Source organism: Sphingobium indicum B90A, assembly GCF_000264945.2.
Taxonomy (GTDB): domain Bacteria; phylum Pseudomonadota; class Alphaproteobacteria; order Sphingomonadales; family Sphingomonadaceae; genus Sphingobium; species Sphingobium indicum.
This window is the reverse complement of the sequence record NZ_CP013070.1, coordinates 687,072-709,292: the sequence shown is the minus strand read 5'-3', so window position 1 is coordinate 709,292 and position 22,221 is coordinate 687,072. Positions and strand designations below refer to the sequence as shown.

The 22,221-nt window shown below is 59.8% G+C and carries 21 protein-coding genes; 6 read left to right on the top strand and 15 right to left on the bottom strand.

Features of this window, described 5'->3' with window-relative positions; all coding sequences use genetic code 11:
• From pglX to SIDU_RS03550, 7 genes are read right to left on the bottom strand one after another with little or no spacing between them, the layout of a single operon-like run.
• Complete coding sequence (gene pglX, locus SIDU_RS03580; RefSeq protein WP_007688316.1) at positions 1-3,537, bottom strand: BREX-1 system adenine-specific DNA-methyltransferase PglX; 3,537 nt, start codon at positions 3,535-3,537, stop codon at positions 1-3.
• Complete coding sequence (locus SIDU_RS03575; protein ID WP_007688318.1) at positions 3,537-4,088, bottom strand: hypothetical protein; 552 nt, start codon at positions 4,086-4,088, stop codon at positions 3,537-3,539. The genes pglX and SIDU_RS03575 overlap by 1 nt, the downstream gene beginning before the upstream one ends.
• On the bottom strand, positions 4,085-5,257 hold the full coding sequence (locus SIDU_RS03570; protein WP_007688320.1) for an AAA family ATPase: 1,173 nt from the start codon (positions 5,255-5,257) through the stop codon (positions 4,085-4,087). The genes SIDU_RS03575 and SIDU_RS03570 overlap by 4 nt, the downstream gene beginning before the upstream one ends.
• Positions 5,257-8,826, bottom strand: coding sequence for a BREX system P-loop protein BrxC (gene brxC / locus SIDU_RS03565; protein ID WP_007688323.1), 3,570 nt, complete (start codon positions 8,824-8,826; stop codon positions 5,257-5,259). Before brxC ends, SIDU_RS03570 begins: the two co-directional genes overlap by 1 nt.
• Before the next feature lie 9 nt (positions 8,827-8,835).
• Positions 8,836-9,447 (bottom strand): DUF1788 domain-containing protein, encoded by a 612-nt coding sequence (locus tag SIDU_RS03560; protein WP_007688325.1) that lies wholly within the window; start codon positions 9,445-9,447, stop codon positions 8,836-8,838.
• Positions 9,447-10,070, bottom strand: a complete 624-nt coding sequence (locus SIDU_RS03555) for a DUF1819 family protein (protein ID WP_039980369.1) — start codon at positions 10,068-10,070, stop codon at positions 9,447-9,449. The genes SIDU_RS03560 and SIDU_RS03555 overlap by 1 nt, the downstream gene beginning before the upstream one ends.
• A complete protein-coding gene (locus tag SIDU_RS03550) occupies positions 10,067-10,939 on the bottom strand; it encodes a WYL domain-containing protein (protein WP_039980388.1) in 873 nt (290 codons plus the stop codon). The genes SIDU_RS03555 and SIDU_RS03550 overlap by 4 nt, the downstream gene beginning before the upstream one ends.
• Before the next feature lie 408 nt (positions 10,940-11,347).
• On the opposite strand from SIDU_RS03550, the gene SIDU_RS03540 reads away from it, so the two are divergent.
• The 4 genes from SIDU_RS03540 to SIDU_RS19955 are packed head-to-tail and all read left to right on the top strand — an operon-like array spanning position 11,348 to position 12,926.
• Positions 11,348-11,989 (top strand): S24 family peptidase, encoded by a 642-nt coding sequence (locus SIDU_RS03540; protein WP_007688341.1) that lies wholly within the window; start codon positions 11,348-11,350, stop codon positions 11,987-11,989.
• Positions 11,990-12,001: 12 nt separating this feature from the next.
• Positions 12,002-12,427: a thermonuclease family protein gene (locus tag SIDU_RS03535; RefSeq protein ID WP_007688343.1), complete on the top strand. Its 426-nt coding sequence runs from the start codon at positions 12,002-12,004 to the stop codon at positions 12,425-12,427.
• Positions 12,424-12,729 carry a DUF5818 domain-containing protein gene (locus tag SIDU_RS03530; protein ID WP_007688345.1) on the top strand — a complete coding sequence of 102 codons (306 nt, stop codon included), beginning with the start codon at positions 12,424-12,426 and terminating at the stop codon, positions 12,727-12,729. Before SIDU_RS03535 ends, SIDU_RS03530 begins: the two co-directional genes overlap by 4 nt.
• A complete protein-coding gene (locus SIDU_RS19955) occupies positions 12,729-12,926 on the top strand; it encodes a DUF6961 family protein (protein ID WP_007688347.1) in 198 nt (65 codons plus the stop codon). The genes SIDU_RS03530 and SIDU_RS19955 overlap by 1 nt, the downstream gene beginning before the upstream one ends.
• 23 nt (positions 12,927-12,949) lie before the next feature.
• On the opposite strand, the gene SIDU_RS03520 is transcribed toward SIDU_RS19955, so the two are convergent.
• From SIDU_RS03520 to SIDU_RS03505, 4 genes are read right to left on the bottom strand one after another with little or no spacing between them, the layout of a single operon-like run.
• Positions 12,950-13,258 carry a hypothetical protein gene (locus SIDU_RS03520; RefSeq protein ID WP_007688348.1) on the bottom strand — a complete coding sequence of 103 codons (309 nt, stop codon included), beginning with the start codon at positions 13,256-13,258 and terminating at the stop codon, positions 12,950-12,952.
• Position 13,259: 1 nt separating this feature from the next.
• On the bottom strand, positions 13,260-16,187 hold the full coding sequence (mobF, locus tag SIDU_RS03515; RefSeq protein ID WP_007688350.1) for a MobF family relaxase: 2,928 nt from the start codon (positions 16,185-16,187) through the stop codon (positions 13,260-13,262).
• Between the two features lie 37 nt (positions 16,188-16,224).
• The gene (locus tag SIDU_RS03510; protein ID WP_007688353.1) at positions 16,225-18,621 is read right to left on the bottom strand and encodes a type IV secretion system DNA-binding domain-containing protein; all 2,397 of its coding nucleotides are present in this window, start codon (positions 18,619-18,621) and stop codon (positions 16,225-16,227) included.
• Complete coding sequence (locus tag SIDU_RS03505; protein WP_007688355.1) at positions 18,611-18,943, bottom strand: hypothetical protein; 333 nt, start codon at positions 18,941-18,943, stop codon at positions 18,611-18,613. The genes SIDU_RS03510 and SIDU_RS03505 overlap by 11 nt, the downstream gene beginning before the upstream one ends.
• Before the next feature lie 439 nt (positions 18,944-19,382).
• Here SIDU_RS03505 and SIDU_RS03500 point away from each other — a divergent pair, with 439 nt between their 5' ends.
• On the top strand, positions 19,383-19,577 hold the full coding sequence (locus tag SIDU_RS03500) for a hypothetical protein (RefSeq protein ID WP_007688356.1): 195 nt from the start codon (positions 19,383-19,385) through the stop codon (positions 19,575-19,577).
• A gap of 102 nt (positions 19,578-19,679) precedes the next feature.
• On the opposite strand, the gene SIDU_RS03495 is transcribed toward SIDU_RS03500, so the two are convergent.
• On the bottom strand, positions 19,680-19,916 hold the full coding sequence (locus SIDU_RS03495) for a hypothetical protein (protein WP_007688359.1): 237 nt from the start codon (positions 19,914-19,916) through the stop codon (positions 19,680-19,682).
• 324 nt (positions 19,917-20,240) lie between these two features.
• Here SIDU_RS03495 and SIDU_RS03490 point away from each other — a divergent pair, with 324 nt between their 5' ends.
• Complete coding sequence (locus tag SIDU_RS03490; protein ID WP_007688360.1) at positions 20,241-20,471, top strand: DUF6437 family protein; 231 nt, start codon at positions 20,241-20,243, stop codon at positions 20,469-20,471.
• A 115-nt stretch (positions 20,472-20,586) separates the two neighbouring features.
• Here the strand turns inward: SIDU_RS03490 and SIDU_RS03485 are convergent, their stop codons facing one another.
• The 3 genes from SIDU_RS03485 to SIDU_RS03475 all read right to left on the bottom strand — a co-directional run bounded on the left by SIDU_RS03485 (position 20,587) and on the right by SIDU_RS03475 (position 22,180).
• The gene (locus SIDU_RS03485; RefSeq protein ID WP_007688363.1) at positions 20,587-20,976 is read right to left on the bottom strand and encodes a single-stranded DNA-binding protein; all 390 of its coding nucleotides are present in this window, start codon (positions 20,974-20,976) and stop codon (positions 20,587-20,589) included.
• Between the two features lie 303 nt (positions 20,977-21,279).
• Positions 21,280-21,708, bottom strand: a complete 429-nt coding sequence (locus SIDU_RS03480; RefSeq protein ID WP_007688365.1) for a DUF6915 family protein — start codon at positions 21,706-21,708, stop codon at positions 21,280-21,282.
• A gap of 10 nt (positions 21,709-21,718) precedes the next feature.
• On the bottom strand, positions 21,719-22,180 hold the full coding sequence (locus SIDU_RS03475; protein WP_007688367.1) for a DUF6878 family protein: 462 nt from the start codon (positions 22,178-22,180) through the stop codon (positions 21,719-21,721).
• Positions 22,181-22,221 lie beyond the last annotated feature (41 nt).

Sequence of the window (22,221 nt, the reverse complement as noted above, 5' to 3'; positions counted from 1 at the left end):
TCAGTCATCCGCATCCGACAAGCCCTTGATCGGTTTGAGCGCCGCGCCGAACTTCGGGTAATTGGCTTTCACCCCATCATCGAGATCGATCTCGATCTTCTGCGTGGCAAGCGGATAGAGCACGTCGCGCTCATAGCCATCGAGCTCCTCAATCACCTTGGTTGCCTCGCCCACTTCCTTCAGCGCCTTGGTCCGCTGGCCTGGCGTGACTTCGGGGTTGATGCTCTGCGCCTCCTGGGCCTTGCGGTGGGCTTCCAGCTTATTGCGGTACTCACGCAGATAATCGTTCAACACCACACTGACCGTATCCGGCCGGTAGCGGTGCATGTAGATCAGCGCCTGGAAGCTGCCCTTGGGGCTGGTGAACATCCAGTAGATCGGGCGCTTCTTGAAGCGGCGGACGTGGTAATCGAAGAAGTCCTTCGTGAACCACTTGCGGATGTCCTTGCCCAAGGCACCCTCAATGAAGGCCAGGTTCTCCTGAAACTTCGGCTCGCCGAAAGTCACCCGCAGGAACTTGCGGAAACGCTCGGCGATGTCGTCAGCGAACCAGTCTCCGTCCAGTACCGGGATGACGTTGTCGACATCCGGTTCGAATGTGGGCACTGGTACGCGAGCGAGATAATCGGCAAGTGCCTCGCCCTGGTTGGCGAGGATCAGGCCCGGCGCGTCGAGACTGTAGCGGCCGAACATGCAGCCCACGGCGTAGCTGAGGAACTCGGCGATGCTGTCGGCGCGCAGGCGGGTTTCACGGTCATCTTCAGAGCCCTTCACACCATAGCGATAGGCGGGGTTGCAGATAAGAGTGATCTCCTCGATCGGCACCTCGGGAGTCAACTCGTCCTGCAAGCCATAGGCGTCGATGAAAATGCGGTTGTTATCTTCTTCTAGCCGCTGCATCTCGTCCGTCATGCCCCGCCAATGGGCCCGTAGGCGGGCATAGCTGCCTTCCAGCGTCCCGGCCCGATGATCGGGCGAGAGCAACGGGAGCGTGGCGAAATCCCAGGAGGTCTCGTAGGCGTCCCAGTCGGATTTAGCTATTGAAGTCGCACGCGCGACGTTCTCATCGTGACTGCTATCCACCAATCCTCTCGGAACTGGGAACCGGGAAAAATCACCAGGCGTAAAGTGGTGGGTCGGATTAAGTACTTCGGAAAAGTAGGTTCCGAGTTTCGTGTTGCAGATTGCCCCGATGCACTTTTGTGACTGCCCCGAACCTTTCTCAAATGCAGAAACACCAGTGCTGTCGAAAATAAACCCCTTAGGATAGAATCTCACAGCCAGACCTTCGGTAGTGATGTCAGACCACGAAACCATTGGCTTGAAGATATAATCCAGATTGAAGTTGTGGGCCCATATCCTTTCTCCAGACGGATGCATCGTCGTCTGGAGTTCATGCCCATCATTTTCCCAGTTTACCACAAACTCACAGTTGCCATACCACTTGCGGAGACTCCCCCCCTTATTGAATGGAAACCATTTTTTGCCAGTAGCCTTGGCTTCACTCCTATCGCCACACGAGAAGGCAACATTCTTTGTCGAAACCTCGTAATGGAATCTCAGATAATAATCATTTCGACCGGTTGCGAGGCCAATCCGTGCGTCAAGAAAGTCACCAAAGGCATCGCCTTCCTTGAAGAGCTTTCTCGCCGTTTCTGGAAGCCAGTACGCAATTGGAGAGCCAGGAATCTTCTCGAAGTCGGACGTTCGGGCCTCAAAGCGGGGACCGTTATTCAGACTCTTTTTTGCTGACCGAAATAGTTCTGCCTTCGCTCTTTCAGAGGGGGCATCTGTGAGTCGAACATACGTGCCGAGATCCTGCTTGGGGCGAACGTTTCTTTGGACAAAGGCGGTGGTGGAAACCACTTCGCCTCCAATGCTGTCAAAGCCCCTTGTGCCAAGATGAGCCATCGAAACCAATGTGTTGCTTTTCACTATGAATTCGCGGAGCTTCGAGTATGTAGAAATGAACATCCATCCATGCATGGTGATCATTCCGAAATATCCGCCTTTACGGATTAAATCACGGTTTCGGTCGATAAACATCGCGTAAAGATCAGCCTTTGATCTCTTAAAAGCCTTTGCCGTCCAATCCTTCAACACACCATTCATGTTGCTTGCACCCATGTACGGTGGGTTGGCCACAACCACATGGTATTTGGGCGAGAGGACCTCAGCCATCTCCAGCACCTTCAGCACCCGCTCCTTCACCTCGCGCAGCAGCAGGTCGCCACCGAAATCCTTCAGCCGCACAACCCGGGCGACCTCGGCAGGGTCGCGTAATTTCGGCACGATGAGCGAGCCGAAGTTCTTGGCCTGCTCGAACTGCCCCATCGTTTCGCGAAAATCGGCGGTGAACAGATCGCTGCCCACCACGGCGGCAACGTCCTGCATCTCGGACGCCGTGAAGCGCACATCCTGCAGAACGCAGATGTTGGGCTGAACGGCTTGCCGCAGGAACTTTCGCCTTCCGAGCTTGGTCGCCGCCTTCATCGCCAGCGCAAAGGCGGCCAGCGCGCCCGCACGGTCATCGATTTCGATCCCATAAAGATTGTTGGTCAGGATCAGCCCGGGGATATCGGTCGCCTCGTACCCTTCTTCCTCATAAATCGCGTAGAGCAGATCAAAGGCATAGGTCAGCATATGGCCCGATCCGCAGGCCGGATCGCAGATGCGGATATCTTCGGGCCTGGAAATACGCAGGAAATCCGTCTCGGGCTCTTCCGGCGCGATGTAGTAATCCATCTGCGCCGCCAGATTCGAGTTCGGTCGGTTGAGCAACCAAAGCCGCCCCAGCGAATTTTCCACCAGATAGCGCACGATCCAGTGCGGGGTGAAAAGCTGGGTCGCGGCCGGAATGTTTTCCGCCGTGATCTTCTTGTTCTTCTTGAGGCCCGCAAAGACCTCGTCCTTCTTCTCCGAGATGTAGAACTGGTAAAGCCAGCCGATAACCTCGACATCCTCGCAGACGTCGGGCGTCATCGCCTCACGCACATAAGCGAGGATCGAGGCATTCGAGAGAAGGTCGTCTGGAAGCAGAAGCTCTGTGTAGTCGTCGATTCGCTCGAACAGGAACGGCATTGCCTTGTGCAGATCATTGCAAATGGCGACGATGAGGAACCGATAGGCTTCGGTCTGGGCATCCGTACTCGGGGTTCGGCCATCCAACAAGCTGCGGACCTTGTCGCGGATCCGGTCGGGCACGCGGTCTTCGTCCATATGCCCAGCCTTGGCCTCGGCCAGGATCTCTGGCTGAAACTGACCTGTGGTAGGAGAGACAACCCGGACCGGGTTCAGTTCGTTTACGTCCATGAAGCGAAGGGCCGAGAAGCGATTGAACCAGGTGTAGGCAACGCGCTCGACCACCTGATCCTTCCCGTCCTTGGCGATTGCCGATTCCAGCTTCCGCATCGCATCAGGATGCTCACGCCGAGCTGCGGAATTTTCGGCAACCACGGATTCAAGCTTGGAACTGACCTGGGTGATCAGGGCGCGGCGGGCAAACTGGGCGAATTTCTTGAGCTTCGAGGTATCCATCAGGCAGCTGCCCCTTCATTTGCGGCCGCTGCGGAAACCCGGGTCACGGGCCAGTCGGCGAATGTCTTGTTCCAGATGTCCACGGAAAGCACGACGCAGTCCGCAATGTGTTGGCGGCGCCAAGGTGTGTCCGTCTCGCAGCGAATGTCAGCGAGGAGCCGATCCTTGAAGCCGGTGAGAAGCGCTCGTTGATCTGCTGGATCGAAGGCATCCAAACCTAGCAGGACCACATACTTGAATGGCTTGGCATCGCGTTCCATCAGGTGAAGAAACGTGTAGGAGCTGCGGGCCTTCGGGGTCAGCTCCTGCGTAAGAATCGATTTGTCCGACAACCGCTTGAAATAGCTGGCCCGCTCTGCGTCCGGCACCTTCTTGTTTGACGGATCCTTGATCTCGACCAACAAGATGTCCTCCTCCCTTTCAATGACGAGATCCACAAACTTCATCTGAACCGGCAGCTTCACGCCTTGCCGATCCAGTTCGTCATAGGCGAGCTCCTCGGGAAAGGAGAATTCCAGGTCGGCGTCTGGTTCTGCTCTATACAGCCTCAAGGCTTCACTCCCCCCAGTGCCCGCACCACGTCCTCGTCAAATAGCTCGGCGAAGGTGTCTGAAATCGCCGTCTTGGAAATCAGAGAGTAGTTCTCAGAGGTCTCGACGGTGAGCTGGTCAGTTCCAGCGTCTCGGCAAAGGGCGTGAAACCGGATGTGATCTTCCTTGCGGCTGTCGATGAGTAAATCGAACCATTTCAGCAGGACATAATCGTGCGTGGCGAGAATGATCTGTTGGCCGTTGCGTGCTAGCTGGAGGAGGACCTGAACCACCTCTTTCATGAGTGCGGGATTCAGGTTTGCCTCGGGCTCATCCCATAAAAGAACGCCGGTGCTTCCCGGGTTGATCGATCCATTGCAGAGCAGGCGGTGGAGGACGCCAATTTTCCGGTAGCCTTCGGCCGTCATACCGCTGGAAAATGGTTCCCTACCTCTAGGGACGAACCGGAGAACCGTGGAGTCCTGGTACATTTGCGCAGTTTTGGCGCGCGACCGCTCCGGATCAGCCCTTTCCTCGTAACCCCCGGGTTCAAACTGAAACCCGCCGTCATTCGTCCAGCGGTATCGTCCCCCGACGAGGGCGACTAATTCGCGGACGATGTTCGAGAGCCTCGGGTCTTCTGCCAGGCTGGCGGCCTCATCCTCGAATCCGGGATTAGCCAAGAGTTCGGCGAGATCGAGGTAGGTGTCGTCGAAAATCATCTCGACGGTCGCCCGGTCATGGCTTTCGTCCTGCACCGCGCGAACGAGTGACAGGACTTCCTTCGTCGGGATGAACACGGGGCGGGACTGCGCTTCGGAGCGAGCGTCCCTCTCTACTTGAACGCCCCTGGAATTGCTGTTGAATGAAATGGCAACACGGGTGTCGTCGCTGCCCTTCAGGCACAGCCTGGCTCCTCCAGACGTTCCCCGGGCTCGCAGTGCACCAACTCTACTCTCATCAGGAGAGAATACCCGCAGAAGTTTGTTCGTCAGCTGCGCGTTTTCCTCCTTCTCTGAGCCCTCTACCGCCGATGCCGGCTGGCTTGCGATCGCCAGCGCGTAAATTGCTTTCAGCAGATGAGTTTTCCCGGTTCCGTTCGAACCGATGATCACGTTGATACGCGGCGAGAGCGGGATATCGAGGTTTCCGAACGCCGTGAAATTCTCGATTTCAATGCCTGCAATCATCAGACCGTGATCCTCTTGCCGCTGCGAATCTCGGCGAGCAGGGTTTCGCGGTAGGCTTGAAGGTACGTTTCAACGTCCGCCTCGCTGGCGAGATACGGACTAGCGAAGCTGACCTTCAGATTGGCGGTCGAGACATATTCCACGGGCGAGGGAGCAGGAGCTGGCTGCGGCGCAATCCCTCCGGCTGGTGCCTCACGCACCTTGCTTTCTCCCGACTGGGGCGGCTCGGTGGCAGGAGGCGCGGGTGGCGCCGGCGGAGTTGCCAGCCGGGCGACCTTTCCAAGCAGTGCTGGATAGGTTTCCGATCGGAAATTGGCGGTACGCTCGCGGATCATGGCCACCAGTTTGGCGTTGCGGACGCTGGTCTCGGCGGCCTCGCACTCGCTGAGGATCCCGGCCTTGGCTGCGGCATCCAGCTGCGCGAATTCTGGTACTGCCTCGATCTTGGCCTTGAGCTCGGTCAGCCCCTTCAGAGCACTGTCTCGCTCCTGCACCAGCAGGGCATCGACATTGGCACGCAGCTTGTCGAGCTCAGCCTTTACCTGCTGGATCGCATTGCCCTTGTAGCAGAGCGGATCGGCCAGAACCGCGCGGATTGCCTCGGCTTGAGTGCTGCCGGTGTAGGACAGGTTCGTTACCTGCTCGGCGAGGAAGTTGCGGGCCTCATCGTAGATCTTGCGCTGGGCTCCGCCCATAAAGCGTCGGATAGGGTCAATCACCTGCTCCTTCGCATCGAGCAATGCGTCTGCATGCCGGGCGAGGTCAGTGAAGTACCAGCCATAGGCCTTGCTCTCCACTTCGCGCAGATTTGCGATGACCGGGGTGATCGCCGCGAGGAACGGATAATCCTGGAGTTGCGCCTCCAGCGCTACCAGTTGAGCCACCAGCTTCGTGATAGCCTCTCCCGTTTCCTTGCCCAGGGCCTTTGCTTCGGAAGCGACAGGCTGGCTGTCGAACATCTCGGCATAGAATTCCCGCAGGGTCCGGACCTGGTTGGCGGTGAACTCCACCTGCAGATCGAGCACTATGTTCGCCAGTGCATGCGCGTTCTTCAGCGCCTTTTCCAGCGCGTCCCCCTCCAGCGGAGCGCCATCGGAGCGGGCTTCCAGCTTGCCATGGGCAAAGAGGCTGGCGACAGTGCACAGGATCGCGGCATTGGGCCAGCCATAGGGCTTGACCTCGAACTTCTCGACAATCGCCTTCACCGACGTGCGAACACCGGTGCGGACGTTGCCTTGCGCAAAGTTCAGGATTTCCTGCTCGGCTTCGGTAAGGTTGCTGGCACCCGAGATCAGCGCGCCGTCATTGGTCTGCCTCAGGAAGCGGCCGATATCGGTCTCGGCAAAGGTCGCCCCGCGCAGCATCGGCAGATTGGTGTAGACCTTGTCGACCAACATCTGGAATGCGCGCCGGACCCGCGCTTGCGGATCCTCGCCGCGCAGATCCAGTTCCTCACCGCGGACGAACAGCTGCGCTTCCGCAACCAGTGTTCTCGCGCGGGTTGAGAGATCTCTGTAGCGGTTCGCGTTCTGTTGACCCTTCTCGCTGATGATCCGTTCAATCGAGGCCTGGGGAGCGGTCGCCCGGGTCTGGCGGACATACTTCTCGGTCTGCTTGTACATCACCAGGTCACGGGCGAAGCGGTCGTCTGCCTTGAGAAGGATCACCAGCTCGTCTTTTGACATGCTGCCCATACGCAGCGCCTCGGCATTGCCGCTATGCTCGTGGAAAGGCGTGACCACATTGATCGAAAGCTCGTAATCCCGTCCTTGAAGGCGATCGTCGAGCTTGCGGGCAAATGAGTAGTCATGGGCCGCCCCGTCATGGCGGATCTTACGGTCCTTGATGACCCCATCAAAGATCAGCGCCTCCAACTCCCGAGCGACCTCGGCGGCATCGACATCGACGTTCTTGATCTCCTGTTCGACATCCTTTTCCTCGTCGGTCAGGAATTCGAAGAGGTCGCCATTGCGCTGGATGTAGGTATTTTGTTCGAGCAGGCTCAGAGCCGCCTCGACCCGGCGTTTGAGCGCGGTTTCATCCTCGTCGAATTTCTCGCGCATGAGGATGGCGATATTGCGGGCCGTCGGTTTGAACGGCTTCACATATTTGACGAGAAACAGGGCCTTCAGAATGCGCGTGGCAAACTCGTCCCCAAGGTTGCGTTCGGCAATCTGAATGGATTGCTGAACGCTGGACTTGAGTGCCGTGCGGATCCCCTCAAACATGAGATCGAAGGTCGCGATCTGGCCAAGCTCCAGTTCAGCCAGATGAATGGCGACCTCCTGGAATACGCCCAGCATCGAACGCTCGCCAACCGAACTATGCCGGCCTTCAAACGCGTTGTGCTGCGACAGCCCCTGTATGGCCATCTGGAACAGCGGGTACTGATATGGGATGAACGGGTAGCTGTGGATGAAGTGGTCGCGGTCCTCAAAGTTCTTCAGATGGATCGAACCATCCGCAAAATCGAACAACGTACGCATGTTGTTGCTCTCGCGGCGGTACAGATCAGAGAGGCTCTCCACCCCCAGCTCTGTCTTCTTAAGCAGGCGCTTCTGGATCACCTCTGCAACGTCCGCGCTGTTGAGCGGCATGCGATTGGCAAAACGCGCCTGGATCTTGGAAAAGTCGTTTTCCTGGCGCTCGTTCATGTCGCCAATGACGGCATTCATGTCCTGCTGCGCGGTTACGATAATCCAGGCTCGCCCGCGGCACTTGGTGTTCAGACTCTCGGCGATCGTCTGGAGGTTGGTCATCAGCTTGACGTTGTCAGCGATGTACTGGCCGACCTCGTCAACGAAGAAATTGAGGCGGAAATCCTTGCCTTGAGCATCGATATAGGCCTTCACCTTGTCGGCGAAATCCTCGATCGAAACCTTGTAGTCCGAGCGGTACTTGGTGAGAATCCCGGCTGCCTCGGACGCATCAGCACCGGTCGCCTTTGCATAAGCATTGGCGATATTAGTGCCTTCAAGCAGGGCTTGTTCTCGCCCACGCTCCCAGGGTTTTCCGGCAATCGCCTGATAGGCCTCTCTAAAGGCACTGAAGACATTTCGGCTGTCGAGATCGCGCTCGAACTGGGCAATGTGAGCCTGCTTGCCATAGTAGCCGCAGGCCTCATCAAAGACCTTCTGGAAGACCGACAGCAGCGCATCGATCTGGTCCTTTGAAATGACATCAGCCTTCTGGTCGATGTTGAACAGGATACTCCTTGACGGGATCGCAACGGCACGCTTGAGGTCAGCCGATAGGATTTCGTTATCCGCGCACTTGTCCTTGAACAGCTCATAGGCCGTTGCGCCGTCGACCTTGCGGTTCTCGAGCACCATCGCCAGCATCTTGAGAAGGTGCGATTTACCCGACCCGAAAAAGCCGGAGATCCAGACGCCATTAGCGGTCGTGTAGTTTTTGTAGGCGTCGAGAAACTTTTCGATCTGCTTCTCGATCTCGTTGGTCAGAACATATTCCTCGAGCTCGATACGCAGGCTCGCGTCGTCGTCTGCCTTGATGACGCCTTCAATCGGACGGTCGACGGGCTTCTCGAATATGTCGCGCAAAATGGTCATATCAGCCCCTCAAACCTCGTAATTGAAGATATTGAATGCACGGTAATATTTATCGTCGTGCAGAATTCCGAAAAGATCCAGCGAAGCACCGCTGGCCAAGGCATGGGTGTAAATGCCAGGGAAAAACATTACGGTTGGCTTTTCCTTGGCCGTGCTCTGCAGATTGTTCAGCACATTATGTGAACGGATATAGGGGAAGACCTCACCCACGCCGGACAGGAAGAGGACGTCAAACGATTGGCTTGCAAGCCTCTTGCCGATTTCGGGGATGAGGTGCGTCTCGGGATCAAGGACGTTCTGCAAAAGCTCCTTGAGCTCGTCCTTTGTGACACTGGGCTCGGCAGCGATCAGCTCATCCCAGATCCCGCGCTCGCGCAAGATATCGATCGCGAGGTCATAAAGATTGATATCGAGTGCTGTGACGCCGCGATTGGCGAGCTGTCTGACGAGCTGACCGCGCACCTGTTCCATGTCCACAGCGTCACTGGCCGGGAAGGGACAGATAAAGAAAGGAACCTCATTCCCAAGGCCCAGCTTCTTGAGAAAACGCTGGCTCGAAACAACTTCAAGCAAATGGTCCTGGCGCTCTCGCGGCGTCATCATGTTTGTATCTCTGGTCATCAGGCACCCCTTTGCCTGCCGAGCTCAGCGCCCGGGAAATATCGCAGTTCATGCGGGTTGGATTGCGTGATCAGGGCCATGAAACTCGGCGAAAGCAGAGCCCGGCAAATATGATCATCCTGGTTAAGGATCCCTGCCTCTCTCATGAGTCTAAAGAGGATCTGGCGCAGTTTTTCTCGGGTAGACGTACTGATTGCCTCGAGCTCTGGCTCCCACTCGGCCTTGGCCGCATAGAAAGCATCAAAGTCGTCATAGGTGATATGGGTGCGGAAACTCAGAAAGCGCTCGGACAGGAGTTCAACCGCGAACTCACCGATGAACCGATAGCCCCGGCACAGTGCCAGCCAGAGGACCGAAAGCTGATCCGCATAATCACCATGACAAAGCAGATCGATCTCCTCCGCCTTGAGAACTTCGAGGCGATTGGCGATCTCCCGGACCGAGCGGGTCACCGATGACTGTTTGCGGAATGGAATGACGCCCTTTGCCCCCGCAGCCTTCTTGACCGCAGTCCAGTCTCCTAGCTCCTGATAGAGGCGTGCGATCGCAACGCTCTCGTTCAAGAACAGGCCGCCGGTGCCGAAGGACATCCGATATTTTGGGGTATTTGCCTTCTGAGTCATAAGTTGGCGCCGTTCCGAAGCGAGAGCGCCACCTCGGCCGCGTTCAAGAGCACAATCTGCTGGTCCTGGGGCCTACGTGCTGCCGGATCAGTATCCAATCCAAGGCGCTTCATTGCGTAGTAGAGGAGAGCCCTTCGGACCGGGATGGTCGTCACGCCCCTTTCCATTCCATAGTCGAGCTCGATCGCCTTGCGCTGACCAGCACTCAATTCGGGATGAGGCGCGATCTGCAGCTCAACCTGCTCTTCCCATTCGCTATCGCCGGAAGGCCTAGCATCTGCCGGCTTCGATGAGCGGGTATCGGTGATGCGCGAGAGAACAAAGTCCTTGAAGGCGCTGCTGAGTCGGCAATGCGCGCGAGCATGCCATCTGAAGCCGTCAAACACCAAGGCATGAGGTTCGATCCACCGCCAAGCAGGCTCAGGGGATGACATCGATTGGTAGAAGACCTCGATCGCCTCTTGCCGCTTGATCGCTGTTACGATGGCCCTGAGAATTTTGGGCGAGACACCCCGGGCGGGAGTCGGGGCACAGGCGAAACTCGGCAAGCCCCCGATCCAGCTATCGTCGGCGGCAATGATTCCATCCGAGAGCGATCTGAGCTGGGAGAGATATTGTGCTGCGTCGGGCTGGTGGAAGACAGGGGTGAACGACGAGCTACGAACGTAAGTCCTGGCGCTCTTGTCGTAGACCATGTTGGCTTCAGCCAGGCCGAGATATCTGTTTAGATCCGTCGAAGCCTGATTGATCGAAACGCCGAAAACGTCGATCAGGTCACTGCGGTTGACATGCCCTTCCCAGAAGAGCCTAAATTCGATGAACTCGAGGCGGCTCTCAACCCCGCGCCTCAATCCCGAATCGCTGTCCATCCCCAGATCCCCCAAGAAACTGGGCTAAACCAGTTTCTGTATGGGTAATCGTAGTGGATGCTTGATGGCGAGGCAACGAGATTCGGAAAGCTGCTTGCCCTGGTTTCGCTGTTCTACCTGCGGCTAATTGCCTCTGAGCTCGCAAGAAATTCCGACACTTTCTGGCAGGTCTTGCTGCGTGGCCTGCGCCCGTCCCGAAGGTCCTGAACGAAGCGAGGATCTGCCACGACGTGCCGACCGAAGGTGCTCGGCGACGTCCGTGTTTGCGCCAGATATGCCTCGATCTGCTCCAGTAGCTCCATCGCCCTCGACTCGCTTTAGGCTTGCGTTCTTGTTATGTTCTTACTAGGAAGGCTTCCTAGAGTCTAGGATCGATTTTCCTAGGTGCCCGCGATAGGACTGGCAGTCATGGACGACGCACGGAGAGCCCTGGACGAACTGATCCAGCAACGAGGGGTGAATTATTCCTCGGTTTCGCGCCTGCTGGGGCGCAATGCCGCTTACATCCAGCAGTACATTCGGCGCGGCAGTCCGCGGCAGCTGGACGAGCAGGATCGCTCGGTTCTGGCGCGATTTTTCGGAGTCGATGAGAAGGTTCTTGGAGCCCCTGCCCGCCGCTCAGGCCCGGTGGTCGAGCTCGTCCATGTGCCTTTGCTCAATGTCGAGGCATCAGCCGGCCACGGCGCTCTGGCCGAAATGGAAGCCAAATCCGCGCAGTTCGGCTTCGACGAGAAGTGGCTGCGCCGACTGACCGCGAGCAAGGCATCGAGCCTCTCGATTATCGCGGTCCATGGGGACTCCATGGAACCCACCCTCCACGATGGCGACGAGGTTATGGTCGATCTCGGGGATGGACAGTCGCGGCTGAGAGACGGGATCTATGTCCTGCGGATGGACGACATGTTGAGCGTGAAGCGCATTGCCCTCGAACCCCAGGGCAAGCGCGCGTCGGTTCTGAGCGACAACCCTGCCTATCCAAGCTGGCGCGGCCTCGAGAAGCGCACCCTCAATATCGTCGGGCGGGTTCTCTGGTTTGGTCGGGCGCTCTAAGGTGGCCATCTGATGCTTGCCCTGCTTGCCGCTTCGATCGTCGCTTCCGGGCAGACCTTTACCTGCACGCCCACTCATGTCTGGGATGGAGATGGTCCGGTCTGGTGTGCGGAAGGCCCTCACCTGCGGATCGCCGGTATCGCTGCCCGGGAAATGGACGGCACTTGCCGCGCAAATCAACCCTGCCCTGATGCCACCGCAATTGAAGCGCGTGACGCCCTTGTACAGCTGATGGGCGGCGCGAAGGGAACGATCTCGACCGGCCACGTGATGGTGAGAGGTCCGCGGCTAACATGCCGCTCCGAGGGGGCCGCTGGCGGAAACAGGACCGCTGCCTGGTGCCGCCTGCCGTCAGGTACCGATCTGTCATGCGCCATGATCAATACCGGCACTGTCCTGCGCTGGGATCGCTACTGGAAAGGACCGGCTTGCCGGTGAGCAGCACCACGCATTTAACCGGCATCGTTGAGTGGGCGGCCAACGGACTGGTCCTACGAACTGATGGTGGCGGGACCTGGGAACTCGACAACACCCATCAGGTACGCAAATTCATCGGTTCTCGCGTCGAAGTGGTCGGGGAGCGTTCGGGGTTCAACGGGTTTGCCTGCGACCAGATATGGTCGGTCGGACAGCCTCGTCCGACCGCATTCAAACTCCGCCTCGAATTCATTCTTGCCGCAGCCTTCGTCGCCTATGGCCTCTACGCGACGGTTGGCGGGGTCGTCAGCGTGCTAGGCTGATGCTGAGCGACTGGGAGCTTTGGGCCTGCGCCAACCATGTCCTGCTGACTCATGGCGACAACGCACCCTTGTACGTCGCCGAGCAGATTGGGGCTCTAGCACTTGCCGGCGATGGTGCCGGAATTCGGACATGGCAGGCTATCGCCGAGCGGATTGTCCAGCTGAGTTCCAACGCCCCGGACCGGCCACTCCAGTAACCCTCCTCGACAAGGCTACGAGTTCATCCGATCGGCGACAGATCGCCCGGAAACAGACACGATTGCGCGCCTGTGCCGCCATGGCTGTCGCCCTCGATTGTGAAGCCACGCATGCGTTCGACCAAATGGCGAGCAAGATCGACCCTGGCACTGCGCTGGGCTCGTGGATCATCGGCATTGAGACGGATGAGCGTGTGCTCCGGCGCAACGGCCAGCGCGACTTCGAGATGCGTGAGGAGGATGTCGTCGGAGATTCGGGGCATGGACCAATGAGAACAAATAAAGAACTTCTCGTCAACCGGCAGTGTGCGGACGGATGGGGACAGCAGCATGCTATATGCCGATCTCGAACGGCCTGGTGATCGACCGGTCAAGCTCTGGCGGTTTGCGTTCCGGTGCAGGAACCGCACGATCTTTGGCCTGCCCTTTGGATGCCGCATCGCGGAGGAGATCGACCGTTTCAAGCGCCGAGCTCTTCATGCCGGCATTCCGCTCGACCGCGGCCTCGAGCTTGCCAGCATTATCGACATAGAGCGTGAGGCCATCGCGCAGCCGCGTGACTGTCACCAGGAACGTTTGCTGGTTGGCCAGATTACGCTCGCGGCTGTCCATCACCGCAATGCCGCGATCAGAGGTCAGCCCCTGAGCCATATGGGCATTGAGCGCATAGGCAAGATCGAGACGGCGGAGCATCGGGTCGCCCTGCTCCAGCCTGTGCTCTGCGCCCAAGGATGTCTTCACCACGACAGCCTCTTTGTCGACAGCGACAATCCTGGCCTGGTCGGCATTGAGCAGGCCCCGCTGGTGATCGGTCTCGGTCCACCGGATCTTGTCGCCGGTATAAATGTCGAGGGCGCGAATTTCGAACAGGCGTAGCGGATCCTGCTCACCTTGCGGCCGGATCTGACCAGGACGAAACTCGAACTGGCGGCCACGCTCGTTCTCCAGCGTGACTCGCTCGCGCGCCACATCGGTTCCGACCACCCGGTATTCGCCTGCTGCAAGGCCCTGGCTGCGCTGACGCCGCGCCACATCGACCACCATGCCGGGGGCATAGGTGCTCGCATATCGCAGCTCCTCGCGGGTCACATTGACGCGCGACAGGGTCTGGAGCCGCATGGTTTCAGGACCGAGCTCCCTGCTCGCTTTAAGGCCGGTCTGCACCGCATTGTTCACGGCGGTGCGCAGGTTTCGGCCTGAAGCATAGATTGCGGTTGCCTCGCGTTCGGCGGTCGAGAGCGACAGCCAGGCTGCGGCAGCTTCGACAGCAGCATCATTCCCCACCTCGATCACCTGGGGTGCCAAATGGCGCATGGCGTCTTCGATGCGCCCTTCTTGCGCTGCCTCTTGGGCTTCACGCAGGCCTTCGCTGCGCGCGCGAAGATTGGTGCTCATCACCGCAGTCTCGATCCCGGCCTGCTGCATCACATCGAATGGCTTTCCGGCATCGACCGCACCCAACTGCTTGCGGTCGCCAATGCTGGCAAAGCGGCCGAGTTCGAGCAGGTTTGCCAGCCGAACCAGCTTTTCCTTGTCGGCATTGCCAACCATCGATGCCTCGTCGAGCAGCACGACGGTGCCGCGCATGTCGGCCCGCGCCTCGGCGAGACGGTCCGCATCGGCCCCTTCAAGGAGATCGCGGTGCCGGGCGAGAAACCGCGACACCGTCATCGACGCAATGCCTGTATCGCGCTCGAGCATCTGGACCAGCGTGTTCTGCACCGCGAGCCCGAGCACGGCCCTTCCCTCCTCGCGCAGGATATCAGCGACAGGTTTGAGGACCGTGCTCTTGCCTGCGCCCGCGACGCCCTGGATCGCGACGATCCGGTTGTTCGAGCCAAGTAGCAGACGCCCTGCCCCTTCCTGTCCAGCGTTCAAGGTCAGCCCGTATTTGATCTGGGACAGGGCCTGCAGACGGGACCCGGCAAGGTCGGGAGAAACAATCGCCGGCGCGGCGCCGCGCCCGTCTTCAACCCCGGCAATGATGAGTTGTTCGAGGCTTATGGCGTCGCGTGTCGTCAGCAGTTCCCGGTCGGCACCCCTGCCCTTCTCCAGATGCCCCTGGCGAAGCAGCTGGTCGACGCGCTGCTCGATGTCTGCAAGTGAAGTCGGGAGCGCAAAGCCAAGCGCTGCGCGGTAGATCTCGGCCCGGGTGAAGGCCGCCTCCCGCTCGCCCAGATGCCGGACAGCCGAGGCGACTGCATGAATTGCGGCGACCTGCTCGACACTGCGATTGGTCAGCCGGGCAGGTATCAGCGGGTCACTTTCCCGCAGGCCGAGCCGTTCGGTAAAGGTGGTTGCGAGGGCCTGAACATTGCGGACGAGCGCGCGCATGGTTGGCCCCAAGCCGGTCACATTGCCAAGATCCTGCGCACTGCGAGCATTGGCTCTGGCTATCACCGTGGCGGGATCAAAGCCCAGCCTCGCGGACGCTTCCTGCCACTGCTGCGTCAGCGCATCGCGATCTTCGATCCGCCCCTTGTCAGCCCGGGTCATCAAGGTTGCGGCATCAAGAACGCCTGGCCCTGAGAAATTCATCTGGGCGGCCGCTTCCAGGATTTCCGCTCGCCGGGAACTGAAGGCATCGCGGACAGCCTTGGGCACACCTACGGCCTCGAAATTGCCGTGCTTGCCGAACTCCCCAACCTCGTAGCCGAGCTTCTCGACGCTCAGACGAAACCGCGCCATCGTCATGGCATTGAGCAAGGTATTGTGCTGCCAGAGGTTGTCATTGCGCAGCGCCCGCCATTTGCCGTCGCCCCCTCGCGTCACATTGGCAATGACGGCATGAAAGTGCGCGTTGGGCTCCTGGTTGCGATTGGTGTCGTGCTGGAACAGCGCGATCGCAAGGTTGCCGGTCTGGACGGTACGCTCCTTTCCGCGAACCTCCATCCGGGTCTCGGCTAGGTTCTTTTCGGCCCAGCGCAGGGTTTCCCGGACGGCCGACCCGTAGGCATCGAGGATCCGTTTGTCGCCGCCCACCAGAGCCAGGACCGACCAGCTTTTCGGCATCGAAAAGGTGAGGTCGGTCCCCGCCCGGTGCGCCCGGTTGTCACTGCCCACGCGGCTACCATCGGGCAGCAGTCCCTTAAGGACCGCCTCGAATTGCCGTGCGTCTACGGAACCAGTAAGCCCGAGCGCGGCAGCGCCCTTCCCCAGCCATTCACCCGAGCGATCGGCATCCGCCCGCGTGTAGTAATTGTCGGCAGCGAAGTAGTTGGCCGCGCCGCCGGCGGTGCGGACATTGGCTACCGACAGCATCGATCGGTGCCCAACGCCAAGGCAGTTGGCGACATGCTCACATCTCCATGTCGCCAAGATCCGGACCAGTGATCGGCGGAGGCTCGTGCTCCCGCGAACCATCCTCGATCATCAGCTTGCGCGCGGTAGCATCACTCGAGCTTTGGCTCTTCGGGTTATCTGGCTTGCCCTGTTGCAGCCCTTCCGTTCCGGGCGTGCTGGCCTGAGGCGTGCCCTTAGGCGAAACCGACTGATCCCGCGCCGCTGCGGCTTCGCCTGTCGGGAGAAGTGGACGGGCGGAAGGTCCAGCTTTTCGCGCACGCGCATCAGTTCTGGTATTCGACCGGTCCGTCTTGGCCTTGCCCGCCTTGTCTTGCCCGGAACGAGTTGCCGGTTCTCGCTCCTTCGACGTCTTGCCGGGTGTGCGTTCCACTGCTCGCCCAAGATCCTTGGCAGGCGCTTCAGGCTCCTTTTTCGAGGCAGCTCGCGCACCCTGGTCGAAGGCGAGCTCGCCCTGCTTCGGGACGACCGGCTTGCCGGCGCCGTCGTCGTTCGACGAGGGATGCTCGCCGCCTGTCGGCGCTGCCTTCTGCTCTGCCTGCTCCGCCGCCGGATGGATCTCCGTGACCCTTGCCTTCGGGCTGTCCTTGACCCTGGCGATGAAGGTTTCCGCCCGCTTGGGTCGGTCGACGGGCTTCAGCTTGACCGGTGCGGCGGGAAAGCCATCAGGGAACTTGATGTACCCCGACAGGCGCGGAAGGTTCATCAACTGGTCGGGCAGCAAGAGCGGCTCGATGTGCTTGCGCGGGGTGAGGCTGACCGCATCGCGGGCATTGTTGTAGCCATAGGTGTAGCCCTCTTCCATGTCCCTGACCTGGCGATGGCCGATGAAGTCGGAGCACCAGGTGGCCGTCTCGCGGTCGGCGGTTCCAAGGATCAGTTTGGTCCGGGCGAGCGATGCCAGCGTCATCGCCATGTTCTCGCCGTAGACCTCCTTGAGCTTGGCATAGGCGTGAAGGCCAAGGACAATCGCGCCGCCGAAATTGCGCGCTGTCTGCAAGCCTTTCTCGAGCGCCGGCAGGCGGTGCAATGCACCCAGCTCATCGACGAAGAACCAGCACTTGAGATCGCGGGTGCGGGGCATCGTCATCAGCGTATTCATGGCGGTATCGAGCCAGAGCGTGAGCAACTGCGCGCAGACGCTCATGTCGACATAGCGGGCAGAAATGAACAGGATCGAGCCTTCGCTTCGAGCGCTATCGGCCCCGTCCTCGATCCACTGGCGAACCGAGAAACGAGGTCCGGCAGTCGGCAGCAGCTTGAGCGCCTTGGCGTTGACGTTGAAAACGGCCCGGATCGATTCCGCCATGCGGGCGGCTTCCGGCGCGGTCAGCGGATCGGCGATAGTACCGCGCATCATGGCATGCACGCGCGACAGGTCAGCAGTCATGAGCTCACGGGCTAGGGCGTCGTTGGTCGCTCTGCCTTCGGCCACAAGTTTGAGGCAGAATTCGACGAAAAGCGCGCGGGCAGCGATCACCCAGAACTGGGCTTCTCCGCCCCCGTCATGGGGGACGAGGGCGTCCGCGGCGGCCCAGAACTCACCTTCGGAGCGGCATTCGTCAAACAGGCTCCACTGCGGGCAGCGCGCATCGAGCGGGTTCAGAATGATGTCGCAATGGGCAGCATGGAAGTGCTCGATAAAGGCGCCGGTCAGATCGAAGACCACGCAGCGCTGACCCTTGGCTCTTGCTTCCGCCATCATGTCGGAGATCGCCACGGTCTTGCCCATACCGGTGGTGCCAATGAGCATTGCGTGGCTTTGTTCGAGCCGCCAGGGATAGGAGACCGTGGCGATGTGCGATGGCCGATACGGAAAGACCCGGGCGATCTCTCGCGGCAGACTGAGGCGCCATTTCCAGCCCAGCGCGGTATCAAGCTCACGGGTGCGCTCGCGCCGGTTGTGTGCGGTCAATTCATCGACGAGCTCGGGGAGCGTGACGAGCATCGCGCCGCGCTCATGCTTGCGTTCTTTGGAGCGGCCACCGAACCGCTCGGCGAACCAGTAGAAGACGGCAAACGCAGGCACCAACAAGAACCCGGAACGCCACAAGGCACTGGTCAGAAGCGCCATCAGCTTCTCCCACGCATGGACCACCGGGGGGTAGTGATCGAGCTGGGCAATCGGAAACTGGATGGTCGCGCCGAAGGCGGTTTCCAAGGTGATCCGTTTGGCAGGATCGAACTCCATGAAGCCGTAGATGGCAGCGTAGATCCGCATCCAAACGAGATAGACTTCGTGATCGGTGAGGCCTGCCGAAATGGTCCACCATGATGTCCATGAGATCACGAGCGCGGCAACGATCAGTGGGCCCTTGAGACCCGCCGCGAACATGAAGCTGAAGTGTCCGAGCAGCTGGCTGCCACGCGTGAAGTTGACGAGATTACGCTTCATCGGAGCCTCCCTCGCCAGCTGCTGCGGAAAGACCGAGTTCCTTGCATTTGCGCACGTAAGCCTGGTGAGCCCGACCGCGCAGCGCGTGGTCGGGGTGGCCCGCCAGCAGCGCATCAACCCCGACCATGAGGAACACCGAGCGACGGGAAATGCGTTCAATGGCAGCGTCGAGCCGCGAGGCAAGCTCGTCCTCGGTGCAGGCATTGGCGAGCAAGGCGCGAACCCACTCGCTCATGCTGATCCCCTTGGCCTTGGCAGCCATGCGGATCAGCGAGCTGAGCTCGCTGGAGATGTAAACCTGGAGACAGATTGGCCGTGTCATCCACGGACTCCTTGTGGTCAGGAGCCCGATTCACACTGCGAAAGGCACGACCGAAGCTAAGTCAGATTCAAGAACATGTCAAGAACATCAAGGACTGCGGAATTCCGCCATTTTTGACCTGACCTTGGTCAAATCCACGTAACTCCCCTCGCCCCCGTCAATTTTGACGGAGAAGCTGCCATTTCACAAAACTCGATCTATTCCTCTGAGATTGCGTATTTTTTCTGCCCGCCTTTACAGCGACCAGTCGCGTAGGGTGTGCCCAACTGTCCCCAACTGCGAGGACAGGAACCAGCTATTGATCCTGTAACGGATGATGCGTTTTGGGATCCCCATTCCCAGGGTCCTCGGCAAGTAGCCGATCCGCGGATCGCGATAGGCACAGACGGGATCGACGCCTATTATGCAGCCAGTATTCCGGGCAGAAAAGAGGCGCCGCATGGGCCAGGTCACATTGAGTGCGACACCGAAGGGCAACGGCTTCCAGGCGACAGTCACTTACCCGAACGGGGTATCGATCAGTTCTTCCGAGGCTTTCCCGACACAGGCGGAGGCAATCGAAGCCGCCGCGTTGAAGGTCCTGGGTATGCCGGAGCGGCTCACCGATCTCGACCGTCCCGATACCCCCGACTGACGCTGGAAACCCGCCTCCCCGTCCCGGCCGAGGGATGCCGAAACGGTCTACGAGCAAAAAGAAAGGAGGAAGCCCTGACGGACTTCCTCCCAAACCGGCGGGTCAGAATTCATCGCTGAGACGGCCCGGCACAGTATCGATGACACGGTCCAGCATGGCCTTGGGCAAGGCACCGTAGTCGCCTTCATCGACCGCGATATAGCCTGCTTCGTCATCGGTCAGGACGTACTGCGTGAAGTAGCTGTGAAAGGACCGGGCATGGGCCTGATCTAGGGCAGCAACGAAGGCTGCCTGATCGGCGGCGGGACCAGCAGCGGCAATGTTCAGTGAAGCGTACATGATCTTTCCTCCTGATGTTCGATGCGTCGCATCAGGAGCTGCGAAGGATGTGGGTGACGGGCTGGGTCAGGGACCGCGATAGCGGCCGCGAAGCGGCGATGGGGGCAACGATTTTTGCCGGGCTTGCCCGGTAAAAATGGTGGGGCCCCGTCGTCCTTGACGCAGCCCCAAAGCCCGCATCAGACTTGGTCTTTCTGCGAGAGAGACGCTCTTCAACGTCAGCGTAGAAGTGCGACGTCTGCCCCACAAACCATTTTCCTACATCCCCTCGCAGTGCCAAGATCGAAAGCGGAGGGGACCAACGGCCAGCAAGAAGGAAGCACTATGGCCAGGTCCAAACCCACTGCACGAGATGCCTTGAAGAAGCTGCGTGAACAGCGTGCCCAACTCGAGAACGAGGAGGCACGTCTCCGCGAAGAAGCAGCGACCGAACTCGGAAAGCTGCTGATCGAGTGCGGCGCGGAGACGATCGAACCGGCACAGTTGCGCCAGATCGTTCGCGCATCGATGGCGCTCGGGATCGAGGAAACGCTGAAGCGGATTGCTCCCGCGTAAAGTTCACTCCGCGGCGGCAAGGGGTTCGATGCCCCGCGCCGCCGCATCGCCGGCGTGCAAAAGAAAAGGCCCCGATGGCGTCTGCCAGCGGGGCCTTGTCGTGAGGTGAGGATATTCAGTCCTCGTCGATGTCGGGGGCTCCCTCGTTGCTGCCCGAACGGCCCTTGGTGAGGAAATCGACCTTGTCGGCGATGATCTCGCAGCCGTAGCGCTTGGTGCCGCTCTGATCTTCCCACTGGGTGTAGTGGATGCGCCCTTCGACCGTCACGAGCTGGCCCTTGGTGCAATACTTGGCCACATTCTGGCCCAGGCCGTTGAAGCAGGTGATCCGGTGGAATTCGCTGTCCTTGGCGGTGTAGCCGTTTTCGTCCTTGTAGGTCTTGCCATCCTTGCGGGCCGGACGGTCGGTCACGACCGAGATCGAGGTGATGCTGGTTCCGCCCTGGGTGGTGCGGGTCTCGGGGTCGCGAGCGATGCGACCAACGAGGATAACGAGATTGGTCATGGGCTTTCTCCTGATCGAGCAATCCGGGTCCATCCCGGCTGCAAACCCGAGCAGAAGCGCCCCATGGCGAAGCGCACCGAAGGGGAACCCGGAACTGGTTCGGGTGGTGCGGGCAGCCGGGCACAGCCCGGCAACTCGGCCGGACCTGATCCGGGTTGCGCGTCTCGACGGGGGGTGATTCAGGGACAGGTTTGCATCGAAGCCGGGTGGAGCTGGATGCCTTGAACAGGTCAGCCCTGACTCGTTTCCCTCCGGTCTTGGCCGGATCATTCCCCCGCCAGCCCTCCACCGGAGAATGCCTTCCTAGATCACGGTACGGACCGCTCCTCCAGTAGGTGGCTCATTCCTGGACGAAACTGCTTCGCCTGGGAGAGGCATGTCGATCGTCACCCCTTCAGCGCCGTCCAGAGGGTTGCCTCGAAGCATCCAGGCCTGCAGCGTGATCAAGCGCGCCCAGTCGGCAAATGAGGGGATCGAGCCAAGGTCTTCGCGTACGTGCTGTTCGCCGACCAGACGCACCGGAACGACCCGGCCATCGGCATTGACGAGGGTCTCGCCGAACAGGGTTTCGAGCATGAATATCCCCTCGGCATGGTGCCGCAGCGCGCGGTGCCGTGGGTCTGCGAGAATAGCCTTCGACTGGTCGAACCACTGGTGCAGCGGGAGATAGTCATCGACCGTGCCGCCCCATTTCCGGACCGACGAGAGGGCGTGGTAGTAGCAGTGGGCCATGCCGGGCCTCCTAGAGTTCGGTCGAGTGATCATCGGTCGCGGTGAAGCGCAGACTGCAATCCAGCACGAAGGTTGCTTCAGCCACATCGATCACGAGTTCGCCGCAGGCACCGTCGTTGATCTCCCAGCCAGGATGGTGACGTTCGAGCGCCAGATAGGTCAGCTGCTCCAGAGCTTGCCCAAGTGACTGCAGCTCCACGGAACCGGCACCATCCGCCTTATCTGCTTCGCCTTCCATGAGGGAGACTTCCGGGCACGGGATCGCCGCGCCCTCAGCATCCAGACAAGCACATTCCTCAACGGCGCCGCTGTCGCCGCAGCCGTCAAAGCGGATCTCGACACGGGCGATGCCGACTTCCTGCAAGCGCGGAAGAATGGCGACCTTGAGCTGCTGAATCTCTTCTGCAACCTGCATCTGCCGCTCGGCCTGGCGAACGGCAAAGTCGGCCATCACGGCCTCGATATCGATCATGGAATACCTCCTGTAGAAAGGAGCCATCGACCATTCGCTGG

Excerpts from the sequence above, each read along its gene's own strand:
- pglX (WP_007688316.1), bottom strand. The coding sequence starts at position 3,537 with ATGGATACCTCGAAGCTCAAGAAATTCGCCCAGTTTGCCCGCCGCGCC.
- SIDU_RS03570 (WP_007688320.1), bottom strand. The coding sequence starts at position 5,257 with ATGATTGCAGGCATTGAAATCGAGAATTTCACGGCGTTCGGAAACCTC.
- brxC (WP_007688323.1), bottom strand. The coding sequence starts at position 8,826 with ATGACCATTTTGCGCGACATATTCGAGAAGCCCGTCGACCGTCCGATT.
- SIDU_RS03560 (WP_007688325.1), bottom strand. The coding sequence starts at position 9,447 with ATGACCAGAGATACAAACATGATGACGCCGCGAGAGCGCCAGGACCAT.
- SIDU_RS03555 (WP_039980369.1), bottom strand. The coding sequence starts at position 10,070 with ATGACTCAGAAGGCAAATACCCCAAAATATCGGATGTCCTTCGGCACC.
- SIDU_RS03550 (WP_039980388.1), bottom strand. The coding sequence starts at position 10,939 with ATGGACAGCGATTCGGGATTGAGGCGCGGGGTTGAGAGCCGCCTCGAG.
- SIDU_RS03540 (WP_007688341.1), top strand. The coding sequence starts at position 11,348 with ATGGACGACGCACGGAGAGCCCTGGACGAACTGATCCAGCAACGAGGG.
- SIDU_RS03535 (WP_007688343.1), top strand. The coding sequence starts at position 12,002 with ATGCTTGCCCTGCTTGCCGCTTCGATCGTCGCTTCCGGGCAGACCTTT.
- SIDU_RS19955 (WP_007688347.1), top strand. The coding sequence starts at position 12,729 with ATGCTGAGCGACTGGGAGCTTTGGGCCTGCGCCAACCATGTCCTGCTG.
- SIDU_RS03520 (WP_007688348.1), bottom strand. The coding sequence starts at position 13,258 with ATGCTGCTGTCCCCATCCGTCCGCACACTGCCGGTTGACGAGAAGTTC.
- mobF (WP_007688350.1), bottom strand. The coding sequence starts at position 16,187 with ATGCTGTCGGTAGCCAATGTCCGCACCGCCGGCGGCGCGGCCAACTAC.
- SIDU_RS03510 (WP_007688353.1), bottom strand. The coding sequence starts at position 18,621 with ATGAAGCGTAATCTCGTCAACTTCACGCGTGGCAGCCAGCTGCTCGGA.
- SIDU_RS03505 (WP_007688355.1), bottom strand. The coding sequence starts at position 18,943 with ATGACACGGCCAATCTGTCTCCAGGTTTACATCTCCAGCGAGCTCAGC.
- SIDU_RS03500 (WP_007688356.1), top strand. The coding sequence starts at position 19,383 with ATGGGCCAGGTCACATTGAGTGCGACACCGAAGGGCAACGGCTTCCAG.
- SIDU_RS03495 (WP_007688359.1), bottom strand. The coding sequence starts at position 19,916 with ATGTACGCTTCACTGAACATTGCCGCTGCTGGTCCCGCCGCCGATCAG.
- SIDU_RS03490 (WP_007688360.1), top strand. The coding sequence starts at position 20,241 with ATGGCCAGGTCCAAACCCACTGCACGAGATGCCTTGAAGAAGCTGCGT.
- SIDU_RS03485 (WP_007688363.1), bottom strand. The coding sequence starts at position 20,976 with ATGACCAATCTCGTTATCCTCGTTGGTCGCATCGCTCGCGACCCCGAG.
- SIDU_RS03480 (WP_007688365.1), bottom strand. The coding sequence starts at position 21,708 with ATGGCCCACTGCTACTACCACGCCCTCTCGTCGGTCCGGAAATGGGGC.
- SIDU_RS03475 (WP_007688367.1), bottom strand. The coding sequence starts at position 22,180 with ATGATCGATATCGAGGCCGTGATGGCCGACTTTGCCGTTCGCCAGGCC.